General features: G+C 29.9%; 13 protein-coding genes. 11 read left to right on the top strand and 2 right to left on the bottom strand.

Annotated features, from left to right (window positions below; all coding sequences use genetic code 11):
• The first annotated feature begins 3 nt into the window (after positions 1–3).
• From KV700_RS00935 to KV700_RS00925, 3 genes are all read left to right on the top strand, one after another.
• On the top strand, positions 4–489 hold the full coding sequence (locus tag KV700_RS00935) for a hypothetical protein (RefSeq protein ID WP_240914610.1): 486 nt from the start codon (positions 4–6) through the stop codon (positions 487–489).
• Positions 490–544: 55 nt separating this feature from the next.
• Complete coding sequence (locus KV700_RS00930; protein ID WP_218598746.1) at positions 545–817, top strand: hypothetical protein; 273 nt, start codon at positions 545–547, stop codon at positions 815–817.
• 127 nt (positions 818–944) lie between these two features.
• On the top strand, positions 945–3215 hold the full coding sequence (locus KV700_RS00925; RefSeq protein WP_218598745.1) for a TonB-dependent receptor: 2271 nt from the start codon (positions 945–947) through the stop codon (positions 3213–3215).
• A gap of 53 nt (positions 3216–3268) precedes the next feature.
• Here the strand turns inward: KV700_RS00925 and KV700_RS00920 are convergent, their stop codons facing one another.
• Positions 3269–4576 (bottom strand): MFS transporter, encoded by a 1308-nt coding sequence (locus tag KV700_RS00920; protein ID WP_218598744.1) that lies wholly within the window; start codon positions 4574–4576, stop codon positions 3269–3271.
• 99 nt (positions 4577–4675) lie between these two features.
• Positions 4676–5479 carry a M48 family metallopeptidase gene (locus tag KV700_RS00915; RefSeq protein WP_166386433.1) on the bottom strand — a complete coding sequence of 268 codons (804 nt, stop codon included), beginning with the start codon at positions 5477–5479 and terminating at the stop codon, positions 4676–4678.
• Positions 5480–5664: 185 nt separating this feature from the next.
• On the opposite strand from KV700_RS00915, the gene msrB reads away from it, so the two are divergent.
• The 8 genes from msrB (at position 5665) to ffh (ending at position 13190) form a co-directional block, all read left to right on the top strand.
• A complete protein-coding gene (gene msrB, locus KV700_RS00910) occupies positions 5665–6141 on the top strand; it encodes a peptide-methionine (R)-S-oxide reductase MsrB (RefSeq protein ID WP_166386431.1) in 477 nt (158 codons plus the stop codon).
• Between the two features lie 100 nt (positions 6142–6241).
• Positions 6242–6769 (top strand): T9SS type A sorting domain-containing protein, encoded by a 528-nt coding sequence (locus tag KV700_RS00905; protein WP_166386429.1) that lies wholly within the window; start codon positions 6242–6244, stop codon positions 6767–6769.
• 3 nt (positions 6770–6772) lie between these two features.
• The gene (locus KV700_RS00900) at positions 6773–7456 is read left to right on the top strand and encodes a hypothetical protein (RefSeq protein WP_203392113.1); all 684 of its coding nucleotides are present in this window, start codon (positions 6773–6775) and stop codon (positions 7454–7456) included.
• Between the two features lie 4 nt (positions 7457–7460).
• On the top strand, positions 7461–8609 hold the full coding sequence (locus KV700_RS00895) for a hypothetical protein (RefSeq protein WP_218598743.1): 1149 nt from the start codon (positions 7461–7463) through the stop codon (positions 8607–8609).
• Between the two features lie 83 nt (positions 8610–8692).
• The gene (locus KV700_RS00890; protein WP_166386423.1) at positions 8693–9391 is read left to right on the top strand and encodes a hypothetical protein; all 699 of its coding nucleotides are present in this window, start codon (positions 8693–8695) and stop codon (positions 9389–9391) included.
• Between the two features lie 180 nt (positions 9392–9571).
• Positions 9572–10900: a hypothetical protein gene (locus KV700_RS00885; protein WP_218598742.1), complete on the top strand. Its 1329-nt coding sequence runs from the start codon at positions 9572–9574 to the stop codon at positions 10898–10900.
• A gap of 190 nt (positions 10901–11090) precedes the next feature.
• Entirely contained in the window at positions 11091–11633 is a 543-nt protein-coding gene (locus KV700_RS00880; protein WP_166386419.1) for a DinB family protein, read from the top strand.
• Positions 11634–11861: 228 nt separating this feature from the next.
• Positions 11862–13190, top strand: coding sequence for a signal recognition particle protein (gene ffh, locus KV700_RS00875; protein ID WP_218598741.1), 1329 nt, complete (start codon positions 11862–11864; stop codon positions 13188–13190).
• Positions 13191–13217: the final 27 nt, after the last annotated feature.

Genomic DNA, 13217 nt, shown 5'->3' with positions numbered 1-13217 from the left:
GCTATGTTAAAAACAGAACCAAGAAACAAGAACCAAGAATCAAGACAAAAGGATGCTAAAAAACAGTATCCTCTTGTATCTTGTTTCTTGGTTTTATTCAGTATTATATTTTTCTCTTGTCAGTCAGATATAAAAGATAACTCAGATCGCTTTAAAAAAGGTGTTTTTGAGATTCCTGCAGGAAATGGATATAGTAAAACAACCATCACTAGAAAAGATAGCCTTCAAATTGAAAAGTATGATAAAATCATAAGTATCTCTAATGATAGTACTTCTGGAGAAAAAAAGATAAAACATATTGATACATTATATATCAAATGGAAAAATAATTTTTTCTATACTTTAAAGATGAAATCTCCAAAAAAAGAGATCGATAAGGAACCTATTTATGTTCAAATTACGAAAGTAACAGATAGTTCTTTTAGTTTTTCTGCAAAAATTGGCTTTAGTAAATTTGCTACAGATGGTACTATTTATAAGGTGAAATAAATTACATAAACTTTTGTTTAAAAGAATACTCAGCATTTTTTTCCTTTTCCTATTGATGATACCAACATCAATAGAAATACTGCATGATTTAGCAAATCATGAGCATGCTGTTTGTACCTCTATTACAGATCATCACATACATAAACAGCATTTAGACTGTGCTGAATTCCACAAGCAATTAACCGTATTCTCTATGGATTTTACATCTAATTATGATGTAATTCCTAAACACTTTTACGCTTCAACTTTTATTGATAAACCACAGAGAGTTAAAAAGGTTTATCGATCTATAAAACCTCCTAGAGGCCCACCCTATTTTACTGTTTAAATATATCATTTTGAAAGAGAAAAGATTGAAAAAAATCATTAATTCCCTTTCGCTGTGTACTGAATTAAAACCCTTTGTGTTAAAAAACCTAAGGATCTAAATTAATTTTAATAGTAAAATAACATCAATGAAAACATTTATAAAATTGCTGCTTTTAGTAGCAGGGTTTTCTGTGAATGCACAAAACAGCATTTCAGGAACTATTACAGATAGCAACAATAATCCATTGGAGCAAGTACAAATTTATGCACAAGAATTGCATAAAGGAACCACAACCAAAGAAGACGGAAGCTATATTTTAAGAAACATTCCGAAGGGAAAAATAAAAATAACTTTTAGCTATTTAGGGTTTAGAACATTTTATAAAATAATTGAATTTAACAAAGAAAACATAACTCTAAACATTCAATTACAAGAAAGTCCATTTAACATGGATGAAGTTGTAATATCTGCTCCTTTTAATAAATTACAGTCAGAAAATGTAATGAAAATAGAAAGCCTTTCTGCTAAATCTATTATTAAATCTGGCGCGACCTCTCTTGTAGAAGGAATTACAAATATCCCTGGAGTTTCGCAAATATCTACGGGAGGTTCTATAGGAAAACCTGTAATTAGAGGTTTAAGCGGTAATAGAGTTTTAGTCTACACGCAAGGTATTCGTTTAGAAAATCAACAATTTGGTGGTGAACACGGTTTAGGTATTAACGATGCCGGAATAAGTAATATTGAGGTAATAAAAGGACCTGCATCTCTACTTTATGGATCGGATGCACTAGGTGGTGTTTTATATCTAATTCCAGAAAAATTTGCGGCAGAAAACTCTAAAGAACTAAATGTTAGTCATCGTTTTTTTGGTAATACATTAGGAACAAATACATCTGTTGGCGCTAAATTATCTTCAGAAAGCTGGAAATTTTTAGCAAGAGGAACGTATGCAAATCATGTAGATTATAAAATCCCTACGGATGAAAGAGTTACCAACACCCGTTTTAACGAAAAAGATTTTAAAACAGGAATTGCTTATTCTAAAAATAATTTTACATCAGAGGTTCGTTATAATTTTAACCGATCTAAATTAGGCTTGCCAGAAGAAGGTGTTGCAGAACAATCTACCAGTAGAACGCTTTTAGAACCTTATCAAGCAATAGACAATCATATTATAAGCTCTCATAATCATTTCTTTTTGGGCGATTCTAAAATAGATTTAGACTTAGGGTATACTTTTAATGATAGACAAGAATTTGAAGAGCATCATGACGAACATGAAGATGAAGATGACCATGGAGATGAACATGGAGAAGAAGAACATGAAGAAGCTGCTTTAAGAATGAAATTAAAAACATTTAGTTATAATGCTAAATATCATTTTCCTAAAATAGGAAATGTTGAAATTTTAACCGGAGTACAAGGATTATATCAAACAAATACCAACTTTGGAGAAGAGATATTAATTCCGGATGCAACTATAAACGATTTCGGAGTTTTTACCACGGCTTACTATTCTTGGAATAGAAATACATTACAAGCAGGAGTGCGTTATGATAATAGAAATATAGAAACAGAAAGACACGAAATTGCACATGAAGACGAGATTCATGTTTTTGAAGCTGTTGATAAATCTTATAATAGTTTTACAACTTCATTAGGTTTTAAAACCTCTATAACAGACAATTTTGTAGCAAGAATAAATATAGCAACTGGTTTTAGAGCACCAACTTTAGCAGAATTATCTTCTAACGGAGTGCATCATGGTACCAATAGATTTGAAAAAGGAAACAACAATCTTACCAATGAAAAAAATACTCAGTTTGATCTTTCTTTAGAGTATAAAACAGAACATTTTGAGTTGTTTGCAAACGGATTCTATAATTTATTAAACGATTATATTTTTATTTCACCTACAGGGGAAGTTGAAGACGGAGAGCCAGTTTATAGCTACTTACAAGAAGATGCTAAATTATATGGAGGTGAATTTGGATTTCACTTACACCCACATCCTTTAGATTGGTTGCATTTAGAGAGTTCTTTTGAAACCGTAATTGGCGAACAAGATAATGGAGATTACTTACCTTTAATTCCAGCCAATTCTTGGAAAAATACGTTAAGAACTGAATTTGACATAAAAAAATGGATGCAACAAGGTTACGCTTCATTAACTTTAAAAAGTACATTTTCTCAAAATAATATTGGTCCATTTGAAAGCTACTCACCTAGTTATAACCTAATCAATTTTGGTCTTGGTGGAGACATCTCTTTAAATGATATTACCTTTTCTACAAGTTTATCTATTAACAACTTATTAGGCACAAAATATATAAACCATTTGTCTAGATTAAAATCTGATGAAATTTTAAATCAAGGAAGAAATATAATCTTAGGGATTAATTTTAGTATATAAAAGAGTACAAAGAAAATAAAAAAAAGTGCTGAGTTTTAAAACTCGGCACTTTTTTATTTTACATACTTCGTTTTCTTAATAAAACTTAAAGAAATAAAAGCAGCTAAAAAGAAAACTGCTAAAGCCAATACACTCGATTGTATAGATATCATAGAATTTAATATACCAAAAGTAACCATACCTACTACTAAGGCTATTTTTTCTGTCACATCAAAAAAGCTAAAATAAGACGCATTGTCTTCTGTTTTTGGTAGCATTTTTGAGTATGTAGATCTTGCTAAAGACTGTATGGCTCCCATTACCAAACCTATTAAGGCTCCTAAAATATAAAAGTACATCTCTATATTCGGAGTGTCTTTAGTTAAGTTAAAACCTATAAAACAAACCAATCCCCAAATAGCAATGGTAATTTTTAATGTTTTTATATTCCCTATTTTATTTGACAATCTAGAAAATAAAAAAGCTCCTATAATTCCTACAAACTGAACTAATAAAATTGTTGCAATTAAGTTTAAAGTTTCTAAGCCTAAAATAGTACCAAAAATACCTGCCATTAAAATAATAGTCTGCACGCCGATACTCCATAAAAAGAATGAAATTAAAAATATTTTTAATTCTCTGTATGCAAATAATTCTTTGGCAACTTTTTTTATTTCTTTTATTCCTTTTGCTAAATAATTATCTTTAGGTATTTCTTTTTTCTCTTCGTTTGGCAATTTAGCATAGGTTATTTGTGCAAAACCAAGCCACCACAAACCTACTAAGACAAAAGATAATTGTGAGCCAAATTGTTTATCATAAAAACCAAAAACTTTAGTTTCTATTAAAACTAAGCACAAAAGCAATAATAAAATAGAGCCCAAATACCCTAACATAAACCCTTTTGCACTTGCATTGTCTTGTTGTTCTGGTAAAGCTACCTCTGGTAAATAGGCGTTGTAAAACACTATACTTCCCCAGAAACCAATACTTGCTAAAATGGTAAAAAGGATTCCCACCCAAAGCGTTTCTTTTCCTGTAAAAAAGAATAAACACATTACAGAGAGCGCACCTAATAAACAAAAACCTTTTAAAAATTTCTTTTTATTACCAGCATAATCTGCAATACCAGAAAGCATTGGCGAAATAAAAGCTACCACTAAAAATGAAAAAGCCATTGCATAATTATACAAGGTTGTCGGATTCCAAAGTGTGCCTAAAAAAGTAATTTTTCCTTCTGCATTTGCAAAACCTTCCGAAGCGGTTAAGCCTGCATAATAAATAGGAAAAATAGCGGTACTAATTACTAAAGAATATACTGAATTTGCCCAATCATAAAAAGCCCAAGCATTGATTAATTTTTTATCTCCAATTTTTAACATAAAATCTATTTTATAAAAAAACCGTTCAAAAAAATATCTTTTTTTGAACGGTTACAATATAGGAAATCTATTTGTTTCCTTATTTTTTATTTATACCTTTTACTTGGCATTATACTCTGCAGCATATTTTTTAGCCGTTGGTAAATAATTTCTTAAATCTTGTATTCTAGACTCATTAGAAGGGTGTGTACTTAAAATTTCTGGTTGAGAACTTCCGTTAGATAAATTACTCATTCTTACCCAAACCTCAGCAGCTTCTGTACCATCATAACCTGCCATAATCATAAAAACCAAACCTAATCTGTCTGCTTCTTGTTCATGAACTCTACTGTATTTTAACATTCCTAAACCAGTAGTAACACCAAATGCAGTATTCCATAATTGTTGAGATTCTTCACTTTTACCAGAAGTACCCAATGCTACGGCAACACCACCTAATTGTTGTAATTGTCCTTGAGACATTCTTTCTTGTCCGTGTTTTGCAAAAGCATGCGCAACCTCATGCCCCATTACTGCTGCAACTCCGTTTTCATTTGCACAAATTGGCATAATACCCGTATAAAAAACAACTTTCCCTCCTGGCATACACCAAGCATTTACAGTTTTATCATCTACTAAATTAAATTCCCATCTATAAGAATCTGCTTCTGAGCTCATATTATTTGCTCGCATAAAACGATCTACTGCTGCAGCAATATTTTTACCAACATTTTTAATTTGGTTAGACATTGCAGTATTTGTAGATAATTTATTTTCTTCTAAAAAAGTACTGTATTGTGCAAAACTAGTAGGTAACACTTGCGCATCACTTACAAAGTTAACACGACTTCTCCCCGTAATTGGTACGGTACTACATTCTACAAAAAGTAAAACTGTTAAAACTAAAACTGCTATTTTTTTCATCTATTTATTTTTATGATCACTAATTATTAAGACACATCTATTTCTAAATTGTCACTACAAGGTAATTCTTTATAATTCTATAAAATTACATATTCTATCTTTATCAAAAAAATAATTTATTGCTGAAAGTTAAATTTGTAATTTTCTGATAAAATTTTCGTCTAAAATAAAAACATTTAAAAATTATGAAAAATATATTCTCCTTGCTAGTTGTAATTTTAATGATTAGCTGTAGTAGTAAAGCACAGACTCCATCCAAAGAAAAAAACACATACACTATTGAAAAAACAAATGCTGAATGGAAAAAAGAATTGACAGCTAAACAGTACTATATATTGCGAGAAGCGGGTACAGAAAGACCTTTTTCTAGCTCTTTTAACAAAAACAAAGCAAAAGGAACTTACGTTTGTGCTGCTTGTAAAACACCTCTATATAAATCTGAATACAAATATGATTCTGGTTCTGGTTGGCCTGCATTTGACAGAGCAATAACGAAAAATGTAGAGTTAGATGTAGATTATAAAATAGGGTATGCAAGAACAGAATTAAAATGTAATACATGTGGTGGCCACTTAGGACATTCTTTTGATGATGGCCCAAAAAACACTACTGGAAAACGTCATTGTATTAATGGTGATGCTTTAGAATTTATTGCTAACTAATCAATAGAAATAAATAAAATACTTTATTTTTAGTTAATTTCTTGTTAATAATGCATATATTTAAAAAAAAAACTGCATTATAATTAAAAAGAAATTTTCATTGATTAAAGAATCACTTTTAATAATACTTGTTTTATTTGTATTTGAAGCTTATTCTCAACAGACAAAACGAACTCTTTTAAATTCTACAATATCTACTGTAGGTAGCAATTCTGTACAATCTATTTCTAAAAATAAAATAAGGTACCAAATTGCGCAAAGCATTGGTCAATCTAGTATTATTGGCACAAAAAGTACTAGTAAAATAAATGTTCAACAAGGGTTTTTAAATAATAGTAAAATATTTAACATCAATAATTCTAACTTAGATATTATTGATGAATCTCTTAGACTTGTAATTTCTCCAAATCCTTTTATAGAATTTATAACACTTAACTTCTCTAAAGAAACTAAGCATAAAATTCATATACGAATTTATGACATCAATCGTAAAATCATCTTTACAAAAGAATACACCCCTACAGACAATTTACTTATCCCCCTTAAACATTATAGTATAGGAACTTATATTATACGCATACAAAGTGGTACTAGTACATTTACAGAAAAGCTTCTAAAAACAGAATAAGAGATGTTGAAAAATATCTCACATATTATAATTATAACTGTTGTATTTATTTTTATAAATTATACAACAGAAGCACAACAGGTCTATATTGAAACTGGTTTTGAAAATGCCTATTTTAAAAATTATGTAAATAATTTAGGTAATAACTCTTTAGATTTAAGTTATTCAAAAGCACAAGATTTTTTTATGGAAGGTGGTTTTAGGTTTAAATTATATGAAGAAAGATATACTTGGGATTTAGGTCTCGGATACAACAAATATAAAATTAACATTGGTTATTATTCAGGTAATATTAGCATACCAGCAACCTATGATTTAAGTTATATAACCTTAAAAGCAGGCGCTAATTTTGCTATTGTTAATGAAAGACGATTAAAAGTACAAATACACGCACATGTTTCTTACGATTGGCTTATTGCTGGAGCAAGGACCTCTAAAGACAATACAGTTAATTTATACAAGGAAAATACATTCGACAAAAATCTACTTAGAATACACAGAGGAATAAGTGTAGAGTATGTTATTCATGATAATCTATCTACCTATATAAAATATAATGTAGCCGATAGTTTTAAAGAAAAAAGCCAAGACAGTAATATAGAAGAATCATATTCATTTCACACCAAGGCATTTTCGTTCGGATTGTTATTCTATATTTTAAGATTAAACAATAGAAGACGATTCTAAAAACATGAAATTTTCGCATAAAACACTGCTTATTTTACTTTTATTAGCCAGCACTTTTGTGTTTGGTCAAACACCAGGTTTTAATTATCAGGCGCTAATTTTAAATACTAAAGAAATTCAGATTCCTGGAACAGATGTATTAGAGAACCAGGTTCCTTTAGGTCTAGAAGAAATTGCTTTGCGTTTTACAATAACAAATGAAGCAGGTACAGAATACATAGAAGAACATACAATTAATACAGATGAAAACGGAATGGTTTCCGTTATTATAGGTGAAGGAACCCCCATTAACAATACTTTTTATGATATTAATTGGGATGGAAAATTAAAATATTTAAATGTTGAATTAAATATTTTGAACAATAACGATGGTTTTGTCTTTTTAGACAGTCAGAAGATACTATACATACCTCAACCTGAAAATGGAAACGGAAATAGAAATGGAAACATAAAAATAGTAAACTCTTTAGGAGACTTATCTCCTCCTTTTCAATTGGGAGATATTATTTGGCTTACAAATTATGGTATAAATAACACCCCATCATTAATGATTTGGGATGACACAAAATGGATTCCTATTAATGATGATTTTGATCCTACAAATGAATTTGGACTTATAGTAGTAAATAATGATAGCTTTAGAGATATACAATTTAAAGATCCTGTAACTGGAGATCAAGTGTGGAACCAGACTTGTAAATGTATTGAAATATTTGATGGAACTCATTGGGTATCTTCTAAAAACACCGAGGCAATAAATGGACTTTATACAAATGGTGATAACATAAAACTAGGGGGCATTTTAATTGAACCGACTATAATTACTACAGATGTAAGTAACACATTTGCCATTGCAGGGTTATTAGAAAGTACAAATACCGAAGATAAAATAATTGTAATAGATAAAAGTACCGGTGTCTTAAGACAAAAACCTACTTCTACTTTCCTTCAAAAAAAACAAGTAGTTATAATTGCTTATGAAGGACAAATTGATTTTACTACTCCCCTAAACATTACAAATACGGATAAAATAGACGTTTATAGAAATGGTGTTCGTATCAATTTTACAGCAATTAATACTACTACTATAAAATTAGAACGAGAAGCAAAATGCTACCAAGACGATAAAATTAGAATAGTACAATTCTATTAAATGATAATAAAAACTAAAAGCCTGTGAATAAAAACAAATGAAAATGAAAACGTAAAAAACTAAATCAATTAAAAATGAAAACTATGAAAAGAAATTATTTAAAATTAACAGTATTAAGCCTTATAATAATGATAAGCACTGCAATAAACGCGCAAAGAACGAATACATCAACAAATGCTGCTACAGATTTTACAAAACAAGCAAATACTGTTTTAGGTGAAGCTGGCGGTTCTATTAAAGTGATTGATAATAAAGGTACAATTAAGTATTTACAATCTAGTAATGGCGTAACAATGTTTACTGATACCGCACCCAATGGAGGTATAATTACCACCTGGCAATTAGGAGGCACTTTAACTGATGATACTTATATTGATGCATCTGGAGCTATTTTTGCAATTACAGGAATTGATGGAATTGATGCTACGGCCGGAGATGCCGAAAACTCTGCTGCTACTGCTTTTGATACCACTGGGTACTCATTATTAGTTAGGGATGAAGCTAGTGGCGAAACAAAAAAACTTTTATTGACAAACTTTATTGACGTTCTATGGGATGAAACAGAATTAACTGCAGATGTAACAACCGATTTTACTGTGGATGCTATTGGTATGTTAGCAACTACAAACGTTAATCGTGTATCTGTTTATAGAAATGGGGCTAAATTAAGATCTGGTACAGATTATACAATTACAACAGTTAATGAAGTCAACATAGTTGTCGCTGCATTAGGTGGTGCTGCTTATACTGGAGATGTTTTTGAAGTACACTTTATTAAATAAATAGCATATTTAAAATTATGACTTGTAAATTACAGGTCATAATTTTACTTTTCTTAAAATAATTCTAGTCGTTTATAAAAGAATTAGTTCTCTTAACTTTAAAATTATTTTTTATCAATAAAAATGCACAAATTTCTAAAACTACATATTATATCTTTTTTACTACTGCTAGTAAATTGTATGTATACACAAGAAATTCGTGTTATAAATAGTAAAGGTACCATACTGAATGTAAGAAATAATACAGTTACAACCTCTAATACGGGTAATCTAAATCCAGTAGAAAACGATATTTGGTTTGATACCTCCTCCTCACCCACTACTATTAAAATTTATAACGGAACTACTTGGGTAAACCTATCCCCAACAGCTACCGAAGGATCTATATTTTTTGGAAGTGTAACAGGTGAACTAACAGAAGATAATTCTCAATTATTCTGGGATAATATCAATAATAGATTGGGTATAGGAACAAGTTCTCCAACCAATAAACTTCATGTTACAGGGGCCATGAGAACGGAAGGCATTTTAAACTCTGATGGCACTTTAGGTAGACCATCATATAGATTTAAAAATGATACAGATACAGGAATGTACAGCCCTGTCGCAGATGAAATTAGCTTTTCAGTTGGTGGTATTGAAGCTCTAAACATAGATGAAATATCTAATAATACTACTGTAACAATAAAACAGACATTAAAATTAAATGGTCATATTCTAGATGAAAAGAATTCTGCAGGAAATACTGGACAAATTTTATCTGCAACCACTACTGGTACAGGTTGGGTAAATTCTTCAACTATAAATACGGATACTCAAAAAATTGATATTTATACTTTAAATGCAGATGGTAAAAATTTAGAAATTTCATTAGAAAACGATGCAGAAATAGCAAAACAAACCAATTTATCTGCGTTAATAATTACAGGAGATGTTTCCGGAACTTTGGCTGCAGCAACCGTTAAAAAAATACAAAGCATAGATGTTTCCAACATAAATCCAATAGACGGACAAACTTTAGTTTATGATAGTACAATTTCTAAATATATTCCTAAAACAACTTTTACACCTACAGTAAGCGAATGTTACCCAAATGCAATACAAACAGTTGCAGAATCTTCCAATTTTACAACCATCAACTTTCAATCTCAAGATTTTACTCCCAACTCTTCAGACTACACTAATACTTCAGATGGTATTATTGTACTTAAAGCAGGACGTTATAAAATTACTTACAGAATTACATCCGAAGGAATAAATAATGTTCGAGTTGGAGGAGAATTTCAACTTATAAAAAACACAATATCAGTAAATAATACAAAATCTTATAGCTATCAAAATAGTAGTTTGGTGAATAAAAGTACTATAATGATGGTGAAAATTTTAGATTTACTTAAAAATGATAAAATTGGAGTTGAAGGTAGAGTTTTCGAAAGTGATAGAGGAATTCCAGATAGTTTAACTATAATACCCTCTGGAACTATGTTAACTATTGAAAAAATTAATTAAGATAAGTAGTTCATTAAATCGATTATGTTTAAAAAAAGTAATATGTCTGTTTGAGTTGAATAGTAATGTATAAAAAATAGCACTTGCTAAAAAAACAACTATTTACAATTAAACAATGCTATAAAGACATATTTAGTCTTAACAATTAGTAACTTATTTTTTTGTATCTTACTTTCTTAATCTATTATTAATGGAAAAAGAGGCAATTGCAGATTTATTAGAAGAAAAATACACCGATTTATTTAAATGGTTAGAAAAGGAACCCAATGATAACTGGGAAAAAGGACCTGATGGTAAATGGACCGTTGGCCAGCAAATACAGCATTTAGTAGACAGTTTACAACTTTTAAACAATGCCTTAAGTTATCCTCGATTTTTTTTAAAATATAAATTTGGATTGTGTAATAGAAAGCCTAGAAATTATAAAACGATTGTAAATAAGTACCATCAAAAATTACTAGAAAATAACGATAAAACTAAAGCATATAACCAAAAGGTAAAAAAGCCATTATTAAAAGATAGAGAACGTCTATTAACTAGACTACAAATACAGAGTAAAAAACTACAATATAAAATTAAAAAAATTAGTGATGTTAATTTAGACACATTGGTACTTCCGCATCCTTTAATGGGAAAAATGACGATTAGAGAAATTATTATGTGGACGGCATATCACACAGAACATCATACAGAAACATTAATAATGACTTATAGTGAAGAGTTTTATTGCTAAACTTACTTAGTTCTAAATTACTCAATTTTACTTAGTGATAAAATCATCGATTTTAAAATTATATTATTACATAATTTAATTAGAAACTTCGTTGTTACTTTACATATTTTCTTTTAATTGATATTAAATCCACTAATAAGTATCTTTAAATACATATTTTCTAATTCTGATTCAATAAAAAACTATTCTAATTCATATATTTGTATTTCCTAAAAAAGAAGACGAATTATGTTTAATAATTTAAGCGATAAATTAGATAAAGCTTTACACACCTTAAAAGGTCATGGTAAAATTACAGAGGTTAATGTTGCAGAAACATTAAAAGAAGTTAGAAGAGCATTATTAGATGCCGATGTAAACTTTAAAATAGCCAAAGAATTTACCAAAAGAGTTCAAACCAAAGCATTAGGTCAAGACGTATTAACAACGTTAAACCCAGGGCAATTAATGGTAAAGTTAGTTAAAGATGAACTAACAAACTTAATGGGTGGAGAAACTGTAGGTGTTAATTTAGGGGGTTCGCCAACTGTAATTTTAATGTCTGGTTTACAAGGTTCTGGTAAAACTACTTTTTCAGGAAAATTAGCAAACTTTCTTAAAGATAAAAAATCTAAACAAGTTTTATTAGTTGGTTGTGATGTGTATAGACCTGCAGCAATAAATCAATTACAAGTTGTTGGAGAACAAATTGGTGTAGAGGTTTATGCAGAAGTTGGTAACAATAACCCTGTAGAAATTTCTTTAAACGCTATAAAGCATGCAAAAGCAAACGGTAAAAATGTAGTTATTATTGATACTGCTGGTCGTTTAGCTGTAGATACAGAAATGATGAATGAAATTTCTAACATTCATAAAGCTGTAAATCCACAAGAAACTTTATTTGTGGTAGATTCTATGACAGGGCAAGATGCCGTTAATACAGCAAAAGCCTTTAATGATATCTTAAATTTTGATGGAGTTGTTCTTACAAAATTAGATGGAGATACTCGTGGTGGAGCTGCATTATCTATTAAATCTGTTGTTGATAAGCCAATTAAATTTATTGGTACTGGAGAAAAAATGGATGCAATAGATGTATTCCACCCAGATAGAATGGCAGACAGAATTCTTGGTATGGGAGATGTTGTGTCTTTAGTAGAAAGAGCGCAAGACCAATACGATGAAGAAGAAGCTAGAAAATTACAAAAGAAGATTGCTAAAAATCAATTTGGTTTTGATGACTTTTTAAGTCAAATTCAACAAATCAAAAAAATGGGTAGCATGAAAGATTTAGTAGGTATGATTCCTGGAGCTGGTAAAGCAATGAAAGATGTAGATATTGATGATGATGCTTTTAAAGGTATTGAAGCAATTATTCATTCTATGACACCAGAAGAAAGAAGCACACCAACAACTATAAATGCCAGTAGAAAAAAGAGAATTGCAAAAGGATCTGGAACTTCTGTTAATGAAGTAAACCAATTAATGAAGCAATTTAACCAAATGAGCAAAATGATGAAGATGATGCAAGGTGGCGGCGGCAAAAAGATGATGCAAATGATGCAAGGAATGAAGTAAAAAAAGTATGCAGTATGCAGTATGCAG

The sequence above is a fragment of the Polaribacter sp. NJDZ03 genome, assembly GCF_019263805.1.
Classification (GTDB): Bacteria; Bacteroidota; Bacteroidia; order Flavobacteriales; family Flavobacteriaceae; genus Polaribacter.
The sequence above is the reverse complement of the archived record's forward strand: the minus strand, read 5'-3'. Positions and strand labels throughout refer to the sequence as shown.